The sequence below is a fragment of the Ruegeria sp. AK11 genome, assembly GCF_056541095.1.
The window spans coordinates 390,322-409,090 of the sequence record NZ_JBQFXU010000002.1; the positions used below are offsets into that span (position 1 = coordinate 390,322).

16 protein-coding genes and 1 pseudogene are annotated in these 18,769 nt (G+C 57.7%); 9 read left to right on the forward strand and 8 right to left on the reverse strand.

Translation table 11 applies throughout. From position 1 onward, the window contains the following. From ACR0D9_RS09445 to ACR0D9_RS09460, 4 genes are all read left to right on the forward strand, one after another. Window positions 1-1,206: a metal ABC transporter permease gene (locus ACR0D9_RS09445; RefSeq protein ID WP_209505071.1), complete on the forward strand. Its 1,206-nt coding sequence runs from the start codon at window positions 1-3 to the stop codon at window positions 1,204-1,206. Continuing rightward, a complete protein-coding gene (locus ACR0D9_RS09450) occupies window positions 1,203-2,132 on the forward strand; it encodes a metal ABC transporter permease (protein ID WP_480538547.1) in 930 nt (309 codons plus the stop codon). Before ACR0D9_RS09445 ends, ACR0D9_RS09450 begins: the two co-directional genes overlap by 4 nt. Before the next feature lie 261 nt (window positions 2,133-2,393). Then, window positions 2,394-4,256, forward strand: coding sequence for a DNA mismatch repair endonuclease MutL (gene mutL, locus ACR0D9_RS09455; RefSeq protein WP_480538549.1), 1,863 nt, complete (start codon window positions 2,394-2,396; stop codon window positions 4,254-4,256). 57 nt (window positions 4,257-4,313) lie between these two features. Beyond that, window positions 4,314-5,543 (forward strand): DNA recombination protein RmuC, encoded by a 1,230-nt coding sequence (locus ACR0D9_RS09460; RefSeq protein ID WP_267363487.1) that lies wholly within the window; start codon window positions 4,314-4,316, stop codon window positions 5,541-5,543. 63 nt (window positions 5,544-5,606) lie between these two features. Here ACR0D9_RS09460 and ACR0D9_RS09465 read toward each other — a convergent pair whose 3' ends face one another. Further along, window positions 5,607-6,257 carry a ChrR family anti-sigma-E factor gene (locus tag ACR0D9_RS09465; protein ID WP_480538551.1) on the reverse strand — a complete coding sequence of 217 codons (651 nt, stop codon included), beginning with the start codon at window positions 6,255-6,257 and terminating at the stop codon, window positions 5,607-5,609. A gap of 10 nt (window positions 6,258-6,267) precedes the next feature. Beyond that, window positions 6,268-6,924, reverse strand: a complete 657-nt coding sequence (locus ACR0D9_RS09470; protein ID WP_480538572.1) for a sigma-70 family RNA polymerase sigma factor — start codon at window positions 6,922-6,924, stop codon at window positions 6,268-6,270. Between the two features lie 146 nt (window positions 6,925-7,070). Here ACR0D9_RS09470 and ACR0D9_RS09475 point away from each other — a divergent pair, with 146 nt between their 5' ends. Together ACR0D9_RS09475 and ACR0D9_RS09480 are read left to right on the forward strand one after the other, a co-directional pair. Continuing rightward, window positions 7,071-7,844: a DUF1365 domain-containing protein gene (locus ACR0D9_RS09475; protein WP_480538553.1), complete on the forward strand. Its 774-nt coding sequence runs from the start codon at window positions 7,071-7,073 to the stop codon at window positions 7,842-7,844. An 86-nt stretch (window positions 7,845-7,930) separates the two neighbouring features. Next, a complete protein-coding gene (locus ACR0D9_RS09480; RefSeq protein ID WP_209505065.1) occupies window positions 7,931-8,248 on the forward strand; it encodes a DUF3775 domain-containing protein in 318 nt (105 codons plus the stop codon). A 564-nt stretch (window positions 8,249-8,812) separates the two neighbouring features. Here ACR0D9_RS09480 and ACR0D9_RS09485 read toward each other — a convergent pair. Beyond that, window positions 8,813-9,700 (reverse strand): LysR family transcriptional regulator, encoded by an 888-nt coding sequence (locus tag ACR0D9_RS09485; RefSeq protein WP_480482877.1) that lies wholly within the window; start codon window positions 9,698-9,700, stop codon window positions 8,813-8,815. A gap of 171 nt (window positions 9,701-9,871) precedes the next feature. Here ACR0D9_RS09485 and ACR0D9_RS09490 point away from each other — a divergent pair, with 171 nt between their 5' ends. Further along, on the forward strand, window positions 9,872-10,492 hold the full coding sequence (locus ACR0D9_RS09490) for a glutathione S-transferase family protein (RefSeq protein ID WP_480487750.1): 621 nt from the start codon (window positions 9,872-9,874) through the stop codon (window positions 10,490-10,492). A gap of 69 nt (window positions 10,493-10,561) precedes the next feature. Continuing rightward, window positions 10,562-12,217, forward strand: a complete 1,656-nt coding sequence (locus ACR0D9_RS09495) for an FAD-binding oxidoreductase (RefSeq protein ID WP_480538555.1) — start codon at window positions 10,562-10,564, stop codon at window positions 12,215-12,217. Window positions 12,218-12,554: 337 nt separating this feature from the next. On the opposite strand, the gene ACR0D9_RS09500 is transcribed toward ACR0D9_RS09495, so the two are convergent. Next, window positions 12,555-13,457, reverse strand: coding sequence for a LysR family transcriptional regulator (locus ACR0D9_RS09500; protein ID WP_480538557.1), 903 nt, complete (start codon window positions 13,455-13,457; stop codon window positions 12,555-12,557). 136 nt (window positions 13,458-13,593) lie between these two features. On the opposite strand from ACR0D9_RS09500, the gene ACR0D9_RS09505 reads away from it, so the two are divergent. Then, the gene (locus tag ACR0D9_RS09505) at window positions 13,594-14,505 is read left to right on the forward strand and encodes a PhzF family phenazine biosynthesis protein (RefSeq protein ID WP_480482885.1); all 912 of its coding nucleotides are present in this window, start codon (window positions 13,594-13,596) and stop codon (window positions 14,503-14,505) included. Window positions 14,506-14,714: 209 nt separating this feature from the next. Here ACR0D9_RS09505 and ACR0D9_RS09510 read toward each other — a convergent pair whose 3' ends face one another. From ACR0D9_RS09510 to ACR0D9_RS09525, 4 genes and pseudogenes are all read right to left on the reverse strand, one after another. Then, the gene (locus ACR0D9_RS09510; RefSeq protein ID WP_480538559.1) at window positions 14,715-15,920 is read right to left on the reverse strand and encodes a Tm-1-like ATP-binding domain-containing protein; all 1,206 of its coding nucleotides are present in this window, start codon (window positions 15,918-15,920) and stop codon (window positions 14,715-14,717) included. Between the two features lie 16 nt (window positions 15,921-15,936). After that, the gene (locus tag ACR0D9_RS09515) at window positions 15,937-17,424 is read right to left on the reverse strand and encodes an aldehyde dehydrogenase (RefSeq protein ID WP_480482889.1); all 1,488 of its coding nucleotides are present in this window, start codon (window positions 17,422-17,424) and stop codon (window positions 15,937-15,939) included. Window positions 17,425-17,447: 23 nt separating this feature from the next. Beyond that, a complete protein-coding gene (locus tag ACR0D9_RS09520) occupies window positions 17,448-18,242 on the reverse strand; it encodes an SDR family NAD(P)-dependent oxidoreductase (protein ID WP_480482891.1) in 795 nt (264 codons plus the stop codon). A gap of 25 nt (window positions 18,243-18,267) precedes the next feature. Continuing rightward, window positions 18,268-18,651, reverse strand: a pseudogene (locus tag ACR0D9_RS09525) (tripartite tricarboxylate transporter permease); the annotation flags it as partial. Between the last annotated feature and the right edge of the window lie 118 nt (window positions 18,652-18,769).

The following is an 18,769-nucleotide window of genomic DNA, read 5'->3' on the forward strand; positions in this document are numbered from 1 at the left end:
ATGCTTTGGGATGCTCTGACCCTTCAGCTAGGCTATAACGCCACGCTGGTTGCCATCGGTGCGACATTGCTTGGCGTGTCGGCGGGCGTGACAGGGACATTCCTATTTCTGCGCAAGCGTGCTCTGGTCAGCGACGCCATCAGCCATGCAACCCTGCCGGGCGTCTGTATCGCTTTCATGGTGCTGGTCGCGCTGGGCGGGGACGGGCGCAACCTGCCGGGCCTTTTGGTGGGGTCCGCTATTTCTGCCTGGGTTGGTCTGTTGTGCATGAATTGGCTGACACGGCGCACCCGCCTGGCCGAGGACGCCGCGATCGGTGCGGTCCTGTCCGTGTTCTTCGGCTTTGGGATCGTGCTGCTGACGGTCATCCAAACCATGGGGGTTGGCCGCCAGGCCGGGCTGGAAGGTTTCCTGTTGGGCTCGACCGCCGGAATGCTGTGGGCCGATGCGGTGATCATCGCACTTGGTGGTGCCTTGACCTTGGCTCTGGTGCTGATCATCCGCCGTCCGATGACCCTTGTCGCATTCGATCCCGAATACGCAGCGGCGCGCGGGTTGCCGGTGCATCGTATCGACCTGGCCATGATGGGGCTGGTCATGGCCGTGACCGTGGTCGGTCTGAAAATCGTCGGCCTGATTCTGATCGTGGCGTTGCTGATCATTCCGGCGGTGACCGCCCGGTTCTGGTCTGACCGCTCGGAACGCGTTGTTCTGCTGGCCGGGTTGGCAGGTGGTCTGGCCGGATATATCGGCGCTGCCATATCCGCATCTGCGCCCAATCTTCCAACCGGCCCGATCATCGTACTGGTCAGCTTTGCCTTTTTCCTTGCATCCCTCTTCTTCGCCCCGATGCGCGGCGTTCTGGCGGCGGTGCTGCGGCATCTGCGGTTTCAGCGCCGGGTGCATATTCGTCAGGGACTTCTGGCGCTGGCACAAGGGCAGAAGATCTATGAACCCCTGACCCTGCGTTTGCTGCGGCGTGCCGGGCTGGTCCGGGCGGATGGCGTGGCGACGGACACCGGCAAGGCCCGCGCGGCCAAGGCCCTGCGGGATGAAAAGCGATGGGAAATCGTGCGCGCCGATCAGGCGCACGAGGCGACAGCTGCGCTATATGACGGATTGCGCGATATCGAAACCGTTCTGACACGCGACCAGATTGATGAGATCGACCGCCAGATTGGCGGACCGCAGGGGATACCGGCATGAGTGGTGAAGAATTCGTTCCGCTGTCTCTGACACCGCTGCTGATCGGAACATTCGCAGCCATCGCCTGTGCCTTGCCCGGCAACTTTCTTGTGTTGCGAAAACAGGCTCTGATCGGCGATGCGATCAGCCATGTGGTTCTGCCGGGTATCGTTGTTGCGTTTCTGTTGACCGGGGCCATATCCACCTGGCCGATGATGTTGGGTGCGGCAGGGGCCGCGGTTCTGGCCGTGGTCCTGATCGAGGCCATTCGCCGATTGGGGCAGATCGAACCCGGGGCTGCCATGGGCGTGGTCTTTACCACCATGTTCGCGGCAGGCGTCCTGCTGCTTGAGCAGACGGATACGTCAACCGTGCATCTGGATGTGGAACATGCGCTTTACGGCAATCTCGAAAGCCTGATCTGGCTGGACGCGACCGGGTGGTCTTCGTTGCTGGACGCTCAGGCCCTTGCCGGATTGCCCCCGGAACTGCCCCGTATTGCGCTGACACTGGTGGGTGTGATGCTGTTTACATGGCTGTTCTGGCGGCCGCTGAAAATTTCCACCTTTGACGAAGGTTTCGCCCGCACGATTGGTATTCGCACGGGGCTTCTGGGCATGGCGCTCGTCATTACTGCGTCTATCGCGGCGGTTGCCGCTTTTGACGCTGTGGGCTCGATCATCGTGATCGCGATGTTTATCTGCCCTCCGGCAGCTGCGCGGATGCTGACCAACCGGCTTGAGGCGCAGATTGGCTGGAGTGTCGTGATCGCCGTAACCTCTGCCGTGACGGGGTATGTGCTGGCAGGCTACGGGCCCCTGTGGCTGGGCGCGGCGGATGCGGTCAGTGCGGCAGGGATGATCGCAACGATGTCCGGGCTGATCCTGGCGCTGGCGGCCATGTTTGGCCCATGCCGCACACGCATTGGTGTTCAGACGTCAGCCTGAGACGGCATTTTCCTGCCGCAGATGCCCATGCGTCATCGGCCAAACTCTGCCCAGATGCCGTTAAGGTTAATCTTAAGCAGATTTTTGGGAAGTCTCGTGCTAGAGGCTGCCCATTGATTAGCTGAACACACCACTCACTCTGGTAGGCCCGGATGGTACGGAATGGGGATTCATTCACGGCCATCCGGGCGCCCCTTTCCGATCAGAAGACATGCTCAAACCGGTGGCAGAATCGTGCGCGGTTGTGCTAGGTCTAGGGGTATGGCGCAGACAAACCCCAATATCAGCGAAAATCGCCCCGTGATCAGACAGCTTGACGATGCTGCCATCAACCGTATTGCGGCGGGTGAAGTGGTGGAACGCCCGGCCTCGGCGGTCAAGGAACTGGTCGAGAATGCGCTTGATGCTGGGGCCACGCGTATAGCCGTCGAAATCGCCGACGGGGGAAAGACACTGATCCGCGTGACCGACGATGGGTGCGGCATCCCGGCCCAAGATTTGCCGCTTGCCCTGTCGCGCCATGCCACATCAAAGATTGATGGATCGGATCTGCTGAATATCCACACCTTCGGATTTCGAGGCGAAGCCCTGCCCTCGTTGGGGGCTGTCGGACGCTTGACCATAACCAGCCGAGTGCCGGGTCTGGATGCGGCGCAGATCCATGTTGCAGGTGGCAAGACGGGGTCGGTCAAGCCTGCCGCCCTGCGCGCGGGTACGGTGGTCGAGCTGCGCGATCTGTTCTTCGCCACCCCCGCCCGGCTGAAATTCATGCGCACCGACCGGGCCGAGGCACAGGCGATCACGGACATGGTGAAACGGCTGGCGATGGCCGAACCATCCGTCACATTTACCCTGCGCGATGTCTCGGGCGGTGGCGAAGGCCGTGTGATCTTCCGCGCGGATCGCGAGAATGGCGACCTGTTTGACGCCCTGCACGCCCGTCTTGCCCGTGTGATCGGGCGCGAGTTTGCCGAGAATGCGCTGCGGATCGATGCCACGCGCGACGGTCTCAGGCTTTTTGGCTATGCGGCCCTGCCGACCTATTCCCGTGGCGCTGCGGTGGCGCAGTACCTTTTTGTCAACGGGCGTCCCGTGCGGGACAAGATGCTGACCGGTGCTTTGCGGGCGGCTTATTTCGATTTCCTCAGCCGGGACCGTCACCCGGCGGCGGCATTGTTCATCGACTGCGACCCGACATTGGTTGACGTGAACGTTCATCCCGCCAAGTCCGAGGTCCGGTTCCGCGATCCCGGCGTTGCACGCGGGCTTATCGTATCCAGCCTGCGCCACGCTTTGGCCGAGGCAGGGCATCGTGCGTCATCGACCGTGGCCAATGCGACCCTGGGTGCGATGCGACCGGAACCCGCGCAGTCTGCACCAGCGCGGGTCTATCAGATGGATCGCCCGTCGCCCGCAGCGCGCCAGGCCGCGTACCGGGCGCAGGCTCCGGGTTTTGCGGAACTGGCGCATGATTACAGCGGCAGCATTGTCGATCCGACCCCGGTTGCACCCGTATCACAGGGTCAGGAGCCTGATGCGCAAAACCTTCCGCTGGGCGCTGCGCGCGGGCAGGTGCATGAAAACTACATCATCGCCCAGACTGCCGATGGAATGGTGATCGTTGATCAGCACGCCGCGCATGAACGGCTGGTCTATGAAAAGCTGAAAACACAGATGGCCGAGACAGGCGTCGCGGCACAGGCGCTTTTGATCCCCGAGATTGTTGAGTTGTCCGAAGGTGACTGCGCCCGCCTGATGGCTGTCTGTGATGATCTGTCCCGTTTGGGGCTGACCATCGAACCCTTTGGCGGAGGCGCCATTGCCGTGCGCGAAACCCCGGCCATTCTGGGCGAGGTCGATGCGCGCGCGATGATCCTGGATATCCTCGACGAACTGGCCGATCAGGGCGAAACCCAGATGGTGCAGGCAAGGATCGAGGCGATCCTCAGCCGGGTTGCCTGCCACGGCTCGGTCCGGTCCGGCCGCCGGATGCGGGCCGAGGAAATGAACGCCCTGCTGCGCGAGATGGAGGCGACGCCGCATTCCGGCCAGTGCAATCACGGGCGACCCACATATGTGGAACTGAAGCTAAGCGATATCGAACGCCTGTTCGGGCGCAGTTGATTTGGTGTCAAACAGGCCTTAAGAAGATAGAAACAAAACGAGAACATACTGAACCCCATGATCCAGATTGCAGGTATTGAAATAGCGCTGAATGATCCCGTGATTCTGGTTGCGGGCGGAACAGTCGCGCTGATCCTGCTGCTGCTGTTCCTGTCGTTGCGCGCTGCCAATCGCTCGGCCCGGATGGCGGAACCGCTGGCGCGGCAGTTGGCGCTTCTGGGTCAGCATGTGCAGCAGCTGGGGCAGGGGCAGGAACAGTTGCGCGGCGGCTTGCAGCATGTCTCGGACACGCAGGCCAACGCGCAGGTACAGGTGATCCAGACGGTCGAGGCACGCTTGTCCTCGGTTCAGCAGCAGATGAATGACCGGCTGGCGGACAACGCGATGAAATCGGCGCGCGCGCTGGCCGAAATGCAGGAACGGATGAAGGAAACCCTGCACGGTTCGTCAAAGCAGACGGCGACATCACTGACGCAGTTGCAGGAACGTCTGGCCGCCATCGACAAGGCGCAGGACAATATCACGAAACTGTCGGGCGATGTTCTCAGCCTTCAGGATATCCTGTCAAACAAGCAGCGGCGCGGGATGTTTGGTGAGATTCAGCTGAACGATATCGTGTCCAAGGCACTGCCCGCAGACAGCTATTCGCTGCAAGCCACCTTGTCGAACGGCAGGCGTGCAGATTGCCTCGTGCATCTGCCAAACCCGCCCGGCCCGATCGTGATTGACGCGAAATTCCCGCTTGAGGATTTCGAGGCACTTGCCGCCGCGCAGAGCAAGGCAGATGTTGAAAGATGCCTGCGGGCTTTTGGCGCTGCCGTGAAAGTGCATATCAAGGCGATTTCCGAGAAATACATCCTCGACGGGGAAACCGCTGACGGTGCCCTGATGTTCGTCCCGTCCGAAGCGATCTATGCCGAGCTGCACGCCCGCCTGCCCGATGTGGTGCGCGAAGGGTTTGCCGCAAGGGTCTGGATCGTCTCGCCCACCACCTGTATGGCCACGCTGAACACGATGCGGGCGATCCTGAAAGATGCGCGCATGCGTGAACAGGCCGGTGCGATCCGCAAAGAACTAGGATTGCTGCACAAGGACGTGGACCGTCTGGGCGACCGCGTTTCAAACCTCGACCGTCACTTCGGGCAGGCGGCCAAGGATATCTCGGAGATCAAGATCAGTGCCGAAAAGGCCGGCCGCCGGGCGCAGCGGCTGGATAATTTCGACTTCGAAGAAATCGCGCCCGATACTGAAACAGAGGTTGTGCCACTGGCACGTCACGAAGGCTGAACATCCTGTTGAAGAACTGAACCGGCACCGGGCCGGTTCTGATGGACCAGTGCCTGCAAGCGTTCAGATACGCAGAAAGGGCTGGAAAAGGCGCGGCATCAGCTTGTTGAATTTCAGCGGCGCATCCGTAACCGCCAGGCATATGCAGTCTTCCGAGATATCCGCGACAGGTGTGTGTTCCAGATCCTCGTCAGCGATTTCAACATCGCCACGGGCAAAATGGTCAACCTCGTCCGAGAAAGCCCCTTGCAGAACCATTGTCAGCTCCATGCCGTTGTGGCCATGATCCGGCACGGCAGCACCGGCCGGAATGAAAAGCAAGCGGGCGGTGGCGTCTTTGGTGGTCGGCAGGATCGCCTGTTTGACGCCCATACCTATCGACCTCCAGCGGATGTCCTTGACTGTTCCGCCCACGTAATCCTGCAACGGGGCCGGCAGAACTGCACATCCCGGGCGAACGGGCTTGGGCGCCGGAGCACCTTGGGAGATCAAAGCCATCGTGGCCGCCAGTGAAGTTTCACTCATGCAGACACCCTCACTCTGCTCGTCCAGAACATGCCCGCCAACGGCGTCATAGCTTTCTGCGCGCGCGCGGCAGTGGTCGCACAGGGACAGATGCGTGGCGACCATCAGATCGAAGGCTTCGGGCAGACCGCCTGCGGCATAGGCCATCAGCAGGTCATCTGTCAGGTGATGTTTGATCAACTTGCTCATCTTACTCATCTCAGTTCATCGCGTGGCGCAAGCGGTCCAGCGCCAGCCGTATGCGTGATTTGATCGTTCCCAGCGGCAACCCGGTTTGTGACGCAATTTCCCGGTGACTCAGGTCGCCGAAATATGCCTTCTCAATCAGGTCCCGCTGTGCATCCGGCAACGCTTTCAAGGCAGTGCGCAGTTGCGCAGTTTCCTGTTGCAGCGCGATGACGTCATCCTGATCAGGCTCAGCCTCGGGCCCCCAACCCAGATCTTCGGGTTCAGGGCGGCGTTGCTTGCGCAGCACGTCAATGCGCTTGTTCCGAGCGATGGTGAACACCCATGTGGCCACGGTGGCACGCGTCGGGTCGAAAAGGTGCGCCTTGTGCCACAAGGTCGCCATCACCTCTTGCGCGCATTCTTCTGCCATGGCGGCATCAGCCCCTGACTTCATCAGGAACGCCTTGATACGCGGCGCGAAGTGCTGGAACAGCTCGGCAAATGCCGCTTGATCCTGCGCATCTCGGATGCGTCTGACGTGGTTCACCCATTCGGCCCTGGTCTCGCGCTTGCTGTTGATTTCGTTCACCCGCCTACCCTTGATGCGTTTGTGGACGCGCCAAGGTTGAGGGGCGGGTGTTTCAACCGCTGGTCCGTCCAAGGTCGCTGTATTGGTCTCGGTAAACATAACCACATTACGGCGCATGTCCCAAGCCGGATCACTTTATCGGAACATTTTGATCCGTTCCCGGCCAAGTCTCGTAATATGAACTCCAGCGGCAAAAATGAAATCGCGACTGCTCTGGCGGTTGTGCAAGGACCAGAAGACACCGGATGGCAAAAAAGATAGATCATGTTGCAGGCCACACTTATCACGGGCGCAAGGGGGCAATCGACAACGCCTTCCGGTATTCTGTCGATTACATCCTGTTTGATCCCGAAGCCCGGTTGGCCACGCCTTTTCTGTTTTCCATGAACCGGACGAATGTTACCAACTGGCGCATCCGCGATCACGGCGGAAAGCCGGGTCAAGGCTATGGCGCCGCTTGGTTGCGTGCGCGATTTGCCGAGATGGACATTCCGCAACCCGCGCAGGTCATGCTGCTGACCCAGCCAAGGGTGCTGGGCCACGTTTTTAATCCCGTCAGTTTCTGGTTCTGCTTTGACCGCGATGATCACCTTTACGCCGTGGTGGCCGAGGTGACGAACACCTTTGGAACGCGCCACAGTTATCTGTGCCATAAGCCGGATTTTTCGACCATCAGACCAACCGACCGATTGGCGGCCGAAAAGGTGATGCATGTCTCGCCCTTCCAGAAGATTGAAGGCAGCTATACGTTCCGCTTTGACTACAGCCCGGATCGGGTTGGTGTGTGGATCGATTACACGCGCGCGGATGGCGGGTTGATCGCGACGCTGACCGGACCGCGCCAGCCATTTACCAGCAGGGCGATCCTTTGGTCTTTTCTGCGTCGCCCTTTCGGTTCGCGTCGCATTTTTGCGCTGATCCTCTGGCAGGCCTTCAGGTTGTGGCTGAAAAAAGCCACCTTCCGTCCGTTTCGCAGGGAACCGGTGCCTGATCACTCAGTAACGCGTGTGGGGCAGTGACCAGCCTGTTTGTTCAAGATCAAAGACGCGGGCCCCCGTCGGTGGTTGTGATGGCGTAACAACCGCGAACACGAGGAGTCGAAGAGATGTTGGAAATCTCGGCAAGAAAAGTCGCCCAGGTCGCCATGATGGGCCGCGAACTGAACCGGGCCGAGGGCGAATTGCGGGCGTTCATCGACCGCATGAGCGAAGACGAGCAGGCTGAACTGGTCGCCATCATGTGGATCGGGCGTGAGAGCTTTTTTGCGGAAGATCTGGCCGAGGCCATCGCCACCGCCAAGTCCGAGGCATCGACCCCTTGTGCAGACTACCTGATCGGAACACCGCACATGTCTGACCACCTTGAGAATGGTTTGGACGCATTGGGAATATCTGCGGAAGACGTTGAAAACGATCTGATGTAGACCGCGCGACATCATCGCTGCCCGGTGCCTGCGTCTGGCGGCGCCGGATATTGCCCGCCAAGGCAGACTAACAGCGACGGGGGTGTCAAGCTTTCGAGCGAGGTTGGTGAAAGTCTGTATTCGGTTTCTCTTTGCCTTCGAAGCCGCAGCGAATGGGTTTCTATGTGATCTTCTTGAAAAGCCGCCACTTTCCCAAAGGTGTGGCTTTGTAAGCCGTGTATTTCTACTGAGGTAGACTGTTTTCTGTCGCGGCCTTGAGGAAATCATGGCGAACGGGGATTGCGCGTGGACCATGCTACATAGAACATGTGGGTCACGCGGTTTTCGCCGATGATCGCACCGCGCGCAATCGATGAAGCGTCCTACACTGAATTCTTGGCGCATGGACGCCACATAGGTCCGTGTGCATGGAAAATGGATGGATCTCTACCGCGCTTTCGACAAAGCGGGAAATACTCTTCATCTCATGCACCAAAACGAAAGCTCTGCCTAACGTTCTCAAGACTTTGCGGAACAACCACCGCGGTTGTGGCTGGACTGTGGATCCGTTTCAGCTGCTGGATGTCAGCCTGATCGAAAATGCTGCGCCAGAAAATCAATCAACGCGCGCACCCGGGCCGTCAGGTGACGATTGGGTGGATAGAGCGCATAAAGGCCGAAATTTTCCGTTTCATAGTCCTGAAACAGGCGCTCCAGGGTACCCTCTTCCAGACTGCGGGCAATCACATAGTGCGGGCAACGCGCAATACCCAGCCCGGCAATCGCCATGTTGGCAATCGCCGCCGGGGCATTGGCATGAAACATTCCCGCCACCTTGACCACAATATCCCTTGTCCCGGCTCGAAACCTCCATGCTGTTGCGTCGGCTGGATTTTCGTCAATCAGGCAGTTATGTGTGGCCAGTGCCATCGGATCACCCGGACGCCCCCTTTCCGCCAGATAATCAGGCGACGCGCAGACGATCAGCGGCATATCGGACAGCTTCCGCGCAATCAGGGTCGAATCCCGCAACACCCCGATCCGTATGGCAAGATCGAACCCCTCTTCAACAAGCGCCACGCGCGAGTCCGACAGTTTAAGGTCGATATCGACCTTCGGATGTGCCCGCAGAAACGAAGCCAAAGCCTGAGTCAGGTTGATGCTGCCGAACCCGGTTGGTGCGGTTATTCGGATTGGCCCGGCCAGTGCCGATTGCCGCTCCTGAACAAGGTCTTCCAGCTCGTCGATTTGTTCCACGATCGGGCGGCAGCGTTCAAGGTACGCGATGCCGACGTCTGTCAGCGAAACGCTTCTGGTTGTCCGGTTGAACAGTTGCGCCGATAGCTTGGCCTCCAACTGGGCAACATACTTGCTGACCAGTTTGGTAGACAGGCCCAGCCGCCGCCCCGCGGCAGTGAACGAGCCCTCATGAGCAACCGCCATAAATGCCCGCATCGTGTCAATTGTATCCAACGCAGCGCTCCTTCGTCAGGTTGGTGTTTGGTCAATTATACCCAATTTGTTCATAGTTACTGAATAAAACGCAGGATTATAACTAAAAAAGGTTTTGCCATGTTCTAGCCAGTGACCGCTGACGAACATCGCCAGCTCGCTCCCAGGAAACTCCTCCGAAAGGAAACTGACATGCCAAACGCCATCCGTATCCACCGTCATCCCTTGTCCGGGCATTCACACCGGGTGGAACTATTCGCCAAGCTTGGTGGCATCAATCACGAGCTGATCGATGTCGACCTGCTGTCTGGCGAACACAAGAAAGAGCCGTTTCTTTCCCTGAACCCTGCCGGGCAGGTGCCGGTGATTGAGGACGGTGAAATCGCGATCGCCGACTCCAACTCTATCCTCGTGTACCTTGCGCGGAAATACGCGCCTGATTGGCTGCCGACTGATCCGGTGCGCGAGGCGGAAGTTCAGAAGTTCTTGTCGCTGGCCGCCGGCGACATCGCCCACGGCCCTGCGGCAGCACGATTGATCACCGTTTTTGGCGCTCAACTGGATGCAGAACGTGCCAAGGCCATCGCCAAATCCGCCTTTGACCGGCTTGAGGCGCATTTGAACGGACGCGACTGGCTGGTCGGAACCAGCCCATCCATCGCTGATGTCGCGATCTACAGCTATTCGGCCCATGCGCCTGAGGGAAACGTTTCACTGGATGATTATCCCAATATCCGTGCCCTGCTGGCCCGGGTTGAGGCGTTGCCCGGCTTTGTGGCCATGCAAAGCACCAAGGTCGGCCTCGCCGCCTGACACCAGAGCGCGCCCGGCCGTCAGGACCGGGCGTATGCCTCCAAACCGTGCCGCCCCAGGAGAGACCCCATGATTTCCATCGAACCCAGCGACAGCAGCACTTCCCCTTTTCATCGGGGTGAACACATGGCGCAGGCGCGGCTGGGTGTTCGCGACATTGAACACTGGGCACGGAAAGTTGTCCGCGACCACATGCCCGAACAGCATCGGGATCTTCATACCGCCCTGCCGTTTCTTGTGATGGCCGCGCGCGATGCGCAAGGTCGGCCCTGGGTTACGTTATTGGAAGGGCCAGACGGGTTCGTCTCTGCACCAGATAACAAAACGCTTTCCATTACTGCCTTGCCAACCCAAGGCGATGCGTTGCACGGTGCCCTTCACCCCAAAAGCGATGTTGGCATCCTTGGTATTGAACTGGCCACGCGTCGGCGCAACCGCATCAATGGCCGCGCCGGACGCGTCACTCCGACCGGTTTTGATTTTCACGTTGACCAGACCTTTGGCAACTGCCCGCAGTATATCCGTGAACGCGCATGGCGCCGGGTTGAAGATTCGAGGCCCGGACCAATGACACGCGGCCAGTATTTGACGTCGGATCAGACCCGGTGGATCGAAACAGCCGATACTTTCTTTATCGCCAGCGGCTATCGCGAAGAGGGCGAAAGCCCGACTTACGGGATGGATGCGTCCCATCGCGGTGGCGACCGTGGTTTCGTGCAGGTTCTGGACAACCGGCGGCTGCGGTTTCCCGACTATGCCGGCAATAACCACTTCAACACAATCGGCAACCTGTTGCTCGACCCAAGGGCGGGATTTCTGTTCGTCGATTTCGAAAGCGGCAGCTTGCTGCAACTGACCGGCGTCGCCTCGATCGACTGGGCCAGCGATGAGATCACAAATTTCCCTGGGGCGCGGCGGCTGGTGACACTGGAGATTGACGAGGTCGTGGAAATCCGCGCGGCAGTCAGCCTCAGATGGACTTCGGATGCAGATTCTGTCCGGTCGCTCCGCCTGATCGAAAAGATCCGTGAAAGCGTCGATGTCACCTCGTTTGTATTCGAAGCCCGCGACGGTGGCCACTTGGCTGGGTTCGAGCCCGGGCAATACCTGCCAATCGAGCTTGAAATTCCAGGGATCGCCGAACCGGTGCGCCGGACCTATTCGCTCAGTAACGGACCGAACAATCATCGCTATCGGATTACGGTCAAGCGTGAGCCAAAAGGGATCGCATCGCAGTTTCTGCACGATCATCTGGAACCGGGCGCAATCATCAATAGCCGTCGGCCAGCGGGTGATTTCACAATGACTTGCGACCGGTGCCCATTGGTTCTGGTCAGCGCTGGTGTTGGTATCACACCAATGTTGAGCATTCTGAATAAGGTCGCAGACGAGCGCGGCAACCGCCCTGTCTGGTTCATCCATGGCGCTCGGGACGGTCAGCACCATCCAATGGCCGGTGAAGTTCACGATCTGGCCTCCGGACGGCCTGGGATCACGACGCATGTGGCCTATAGCCAACCAACGTCAGAGGATGAGTTCGGAGTGGACTATGACTCGCATGGCCGTGTCGATGGGGCGCTTCTGGCGCAACTGATCAACGATGCCAGCGCGCATTACTTTCTGTGCGGCCCTGTCGGTTTCATGGCCGAGATCCAGGCCGATCTGGAACGCCGGGGCATCTCTCAGGAACATATTCACACCGAAAGTTTTGGCCCCACTGGGTGATTTGACGTGATCCTTCGTGGGCAAATGAAACTCAAACCACCAGAGCAAGGACATACGCGCCTTTGGTTCGTTTCGTTCGCATTGTGTTGTTGGGATAGCGTTCACCGGCCGGAATGATTTCGCCATTCCAGCTTTCAATCGAAACTCACCGGCTTGTATTTGAGTAGTTCGAGTTTTTAGGCGTCAGACACCAACTCCTCAGTTCCTCTCGCTGTTATTCCTAAGTCGTTCCTACGATTGCATATACGCCTTAAGAAAAGTGTGACGCCTTCGGCCGCCTGCCGACACAGAAACCTCCCCAAGCTGCGGTAAAAGTGGCAGGTCGAAGTTCGACGCTTCAGTATTCCAGTGCTGCCTCACGTTTCAGGCGGCTTGCGGCAAAATCGACAAATGCGCGAATCTTTGCGGACACCATCCGCCCTTCGTGGTGCACGATGTGAACCGGTGCAGGAGCCGGTTCAAAATCAGATAACACTGCCTTTAGCCGTCCGTCCGCCAGATATGGTGCGACTTGATAGGACAAAAGCCGGGCCAGACCCTGACCGCGAAGTGCCATTTCGATTACAGCATCGTTGGTATTCATGCTGATCCGTGGATGAACACGCACAAGCTTCGGGTTGCCCAGGTGGTCAAACTGCCACTGGCCTGACGGCGACAGGGCTAGGGAATTGATCAGGACATGTCTGTTCAGGTCATCCGGGCTTTCGGGTTCGCCTGCTTGTTCAAGGTATTCGGGTGCTGCAAAAACAACCTGTCTGACAGAACCGCAACGCACCGCCATAAGGCTGGAATCCGCAAGCGGACCTATCCTGACGCCAACATCCACACCTTCGTCTATTAAATTCACGATCCGGTCCACGTACAGCGTTCGCGCCTCGATTTTGGGATAGTGCCCCAGAAAATCAGCAAGAATTGGTGTGATGAACAATCTGCCAAACAACACAGACGAAGTGAGGTTGAGCAATCCTTTAGGTTCCGCATAGGTCCCGACCGCAGCGTTTTCTGCCTGTTCCAGATCAACGAGAATGCGCTTGGCATCTTCCAGAAATCTGCGCCCGCTTTCGGTCAACATGACAGATCGTGTCGTTCTTACGAATAAACGGACGCCCAACTCGCCCTCCAGTACCGAAATGGTGCGCGTCACAGCCGGTGGCGACATGTTCAGGTTGCGCGCAGCAGCAGCAAAGCCACCCAGGTCGGCCACCTTCGAAAAGACCAGAAGCGCGCGAAACTTGTCCATGTAATTATTCCAAAATAGTGAATAATAAATTCAAGCTTAATATCATTCTGCCAACAATTGAAACACACTATGTCTCAGGCGAAGACACAATCACTCCGCTAAGGCAAAAGCGCCCGCAGGAAATGGGAGAAATGCCATGAATGTAAGCCAAGCCATCGGCCAAAACGTGACTGTTCAGATCGTGCACGGTTTTGTGGACAACGGGCTAGGGGGCAACCCTGCCGGGGTTGTTCTGGATGCCGACGGGTTAACCGAGGCGCAGATGCTGAAGGTCGCGTCACAGGTTGGCCTGTCCGAAACCGCTTTTGTCTCGCAATCCGCGACCGAAGGTTTCAAACTGGACTTCTTCACCCCGAACCGCAGGATCGCGCATTGCGGCCATGCGACCATTGCCGCTTTTTCCCATCTGGAAGCACTTGGCCGTATTCCTGATCCTGTAACCTCAAAAGAAACTGTGGACGGCCCGCGCCGGATTCTGATCAAGGATGGTGCCGCGTTTATGGAACAGTTGGCCCCTAGATATGAAACGCCAGAAGATTGGACCTCTCAGGGTGTCAGTTTGCAGGACGTTTTGGGCTCTTTGGGGTTGTCCCCGAGCAATCTGGATCACGAAATGCCGCCCGTTCTGGTCAATACCGGCAACAGTTTTGTCGTGATCGGAGTAGCTGACAGGGAAACTCTGGCTTCGATCAAACCCGATTTCGAGCAGATCAAAACGATCAGCGACCGTCTGGACCTGATAGGATATTATGTGTTCACAACGGCCCAATGCTCGGACGGGCGCGACGCTACTGCACGCATGTTCGCCCCCCGATATGCCATTGATGAAGAGGCCGCGACGGGAATGGCCGCAGGGCCGCTGGCCTGTGTCCTGCACGACCTGGGTCACCGCCGTCAGCACGGGTTTCTGATTGAACAGGGCATGTTCATGGAAACCCCTTCGCCCAGTTTGATTCAGGTTGAACTGGAAGTTCGTGACGGCGCAATCGCCAGTCTAATGGCAGGCGGGCAAGGCAAAGTCATGCGGTCCTTTCAATTGTCGGTGTGACTAAAACAGCGTTTGGGGCGGCGTGTAACATTGCGCGCAGCTTTGTCGAGCAAGTTGAAGAGCGGTTTCACGCAAATCTTGCCGCGACCCTTCAAAACAACGAACTCTCTCCGAGCGCGGATATCGCAGCTTTTGCTGGGGCGCTCGTTCAGATTGTGACGTTCACGTTGAATAGTCGGGCAACCCAATCAGATCACATGATCAGAGCGCTAGGTATCCAGAATCTCCAAGGTCTTGTCTGAAAACTCGACATCGTTGATATGGCTGTCAATTTCCACAAGTGTTACGTTTTCCGGACAGTTTTTTCTCAGCTCTTCGATGAATCCTGCAAGTCCCTCTGCATCTTCCAAAATCGCCCCGGCCCTGTCCCATTCGTTACCGCCTCTGAGCGGCACAAGCAGAACAGTCGGGCCGGTTGCTTCAGAAAGTTTTGCGCACATGGTGCGTGCCATCTCGCGCCTTTGCTCGGCGCTCATGCTGACCGCAGTAATTAGTCGGTTGTGGTCATGAAGGTCATGATCCGCCAACGCTGGAGGAACGGGATGCCAGCCTACCAAATCGACTAGATCATAACACCCAATCGAAACAATCTGCGGCACACCAGCCTTGCCCGCATTGGTCATGCGATCTTCGCCGGCGCTGATGGCTGATCCCAACATGTGGTTGCCGACTTCTTGCGGTGCAAAGTCCAAAACGGCGGCGAATTCACCTTTTGAAGCAAGGCTTTCAAATGCGCGCCCTCCCATGCCCGTAGCATGGAAAACGGCCAGTTCAAACCCGCGCGCCTCAAGGGCGGGCTTCAGGTGCACCATATAGCGCAAGACTGTTTTGCCGAAGGATGTCATCCCGATTATAGGGCGGTCTTTCTTCATCGGACGGGCAGCGCGTGCGGCCCCCAGAACCGCGCCAGCGGCTTGACGGAGAGAGGCTTCGCAGACCGAGTTAAGCCCGTAAAGACCACCAGCCCAAAGGATCATCTGAACGTCTGCCGGCAGCGGCTCGGGCGGGATCATCGGCGAGAAAGAGACAGTTGAGACGATGTATTTAGGTACACCAATGGGCAAGGCACAGCACAGATCAAGGGCCAGATCGGTCCCCATTGAACCGCCCAAAACCAAAACGCCATCGAACACGCCCTCATGGTGCAGCCGTGCAACCAGCAGGGCTGCACCTTTGGCCATGATCTGCATCGCAAGGTTTTCGTCACCGCCATCAATGGCTTCCTGTATTGTGTGGCCACCCTCCTCTGCCACCTGATGCTTGGAGTAATCAGTGGGGTGACTGGGGTCGCCAAGCACACTGATGTCCATGGTTTTCACCAATCCACCCTGTTCACGGATCACATCAGAGATGAAGTTCAGTTCATCATCTTTGGTGTCATAGGTCCCAACGACAAGAATAGTTCGATTGGTCATAGGCCGCCTTTCAGGTTCAAAGTTTGATCCAAGCTGTTTTCAGCTCGAAATACTTGTCAAAGGCGTGCAGCGATTTGTCATGACCGTTGCCAGACTGCTTGACGCCACCCAATGGAACCGTTGTGTCGGCCCCTCCATAGGTGTTTACATGGACAACCCCTGCCTGAATGGCCCGGATCATGCGATGGGCGCGCGACAAGTTCGACGTCCATACTGCGGATGCCAGACCGTAATCGGTTCCATTGGCAATTTTGATTGCCTCTTCTTCGGTGTCAAAGGGAATGACTGCAAGAACCGGGCCGAACACTTCATCCGTTGCCAGCCGGTCGGTGCGGTGAACCCCCGTTACAACCGTCGGGGCCATGAAATAGCCACCCGTTTCTTCCAGAATACGGATCCCGCCGGTGCGGATGCCCCGCCCCAGACCACGTGCTTCTTCCACAAAACCAAGGTTCTGGTTCAATTGACTTAATGAGTTTACCGCACCTGCAGTCGAAGCGATATTCAGTGGGTCACCGGGCCGGAGAGTTTCGACAAAGGTTGCCAGTTTTTCTACAAACTCGTCATGGATTGATCGTTCCACCAACAGACGGGATCCCGCGATACAGACTTGACCGGAGTTGCGGAAAATACCATTGGCCGATACCTTGACAGCTTCGTCCAGATCCGGGGCATCCGCGAAGACGATATTGGGGGATTTTCCACCAAGCTCCAGATAACAGCGCTTCAGATTAGAGCGTGCGGAGTATTCCAGCAGTTTTCGGCCAATAAATCCTGAGCCGGTGAAGACTATGACATCTACGTCCATCGACAGCCCGATGGCCTCTCCAACCACCGAACCTTTGCCGGTAACCACATTGAACACCCCCGGAGGCATGCCAGCTTCCAGCGCCAGTTCAGCCAGTCGCACCAGCGTCAATGACGCGGTTTCTGCGGGCTTCAGCACAACGGTGTTCCCGGCTGCAAGTGCCGGTGCAAACTTCCACGAGCCGATCATCAGCGGGAAGTTCCAAGGGACGATCGTGCCGACAACACCTACCGGTTCACGATGAACCAACGCCAGAACGGAAGGATCAGTCGGAGCAACCTCTCCATAGATTTTGTCAATCGCCTCGGCGTAGTAACGAATTGTGTGTGCCGCCGACATAGGCTCAGCTTTGATGGCCATACTGATTTCGGTGCCATTGTTTCGGACGCCCAGAACCGCAATTTCCAATGCGTGTTCCTCGATCAGCTCCGCCCATTTCAGCAACACTTTCTTTCGCGCCGCCGGGGCCATGTCGGACCAACGGCCATCATCGAAGGCGCGGCGTGCAGCGGCGATGGCGAGATTGGCATCTTCGACTGTTCCACGCGCCATAGTGGTCAGGACTTGACCATTCAGGGGTGAAATCACCTCCAGCATTTCTCCGTCAGAGGCGTCGCGTTTTTCGCCATCAATAATGTGTTGAAACGGAGGAACCGGTGCGTGGCGCAGTTCGTCTATGCGGGATTGATCTAGCATGGGGGAACCTCTCTAAAGGCTTGTTACTTGTCAGCAAAAGCGATTGTGGGAACATCGACAATGGTCGCCCCGCCATCAATGGTCAGCACCGCACCCGAGATAAGGGCAGCCTCGTCAGAACACAGGAACGCAGCGGCATGGGCGATATCTTCCGGCATCGCCGGTTTGCCCAGTGGTACATCACGGGTCACCAGGGCATAGGCTTCGTCAATCGATGAAAGACCCCTGCGTTCAACAAGCTCCTCCATCTCACTATCAGCCATCTCGGTGCGTACCCATCCAGGACAGATTGTGTTGCAACGCACTTCCTTTCGTCCGTAGTCGCGGGTGATGGATTTCGCCAGACCAATTAAGGCATGTTTCATGGTGACATAACCGCAAGCCTCTGGACCTGCGGCCAGACCTGCAATTGAAGCCATCATCAGGATGTTGCCATTTTGCGAGATAAGATCTGGCATCGCAGCGCGGGCAGTCACCATCGCCGTATTCAGATTGGCTTGAACAGATTTGTTCCAATCATCGTTTGTATTGTCAGTCAGCGTTCCAAAGCCGAACCCGCCTGCATTGCAGACAAGCACATCCAGTGCGCCAAAGCGGGCGTTGATCGTTTCCAACGCGGCCTTCACCTGATCGGCATTTGCTGCATCAGCCTGTACAACCAACCCGTTGATTGGTCCGGCGACCGCTTCCAACGGCTCTGCCCGTCGCCCCATAACGGCTACATTGGCTCCTTCTGCGCTAAGCCTGCGTGCAATCGCTGACCCGATACCTGTACCGGCCCCGGTAATCAGAACGGTTTTTCCGTCAAATCGTGCCATTTTGCGCTCCTTTTCCGAGTGCGGATCAGCTTTGCTGACTGTCGTGGATGTCGTGGTCATGTTCCATTTCCGGCTGGGCGACGCGACGTTCGCGAATAACACCCCAGAAATGGAAACCGATCAGCAGGACGATGGCCAAGGCCAGACCTGCCGCGATTGGCCGGTCAACAAAGTCCAGCGGATCACGAACCCGAGCCATGGCCGAGCGCAGCTTCACTTCCATAATTCCACCAAGAACCATGCCCAGAATGATCGGGACAATCGGAAGGTTCTGTCGTTTCAAGATCAGACCCATCACACCAAAAACAGCTGCAATGGCACAATCGGTGGCGGAGTTCCGCAGCGAGTAGATACCGACGAACGACAGAACCAGGATCACCATGTCCGTCATCGAATGATTTGGAACACGAGCGTTTGATTGGCTTAGGAGGATCAGGCTCGCCGCAGTTTCAATCTACGCCGCGTTCTGATGATGCAGCAAGCGGCGTTTCTGGATTGTCTGGTGTTTGATTTCCTTTCTGCGTCTG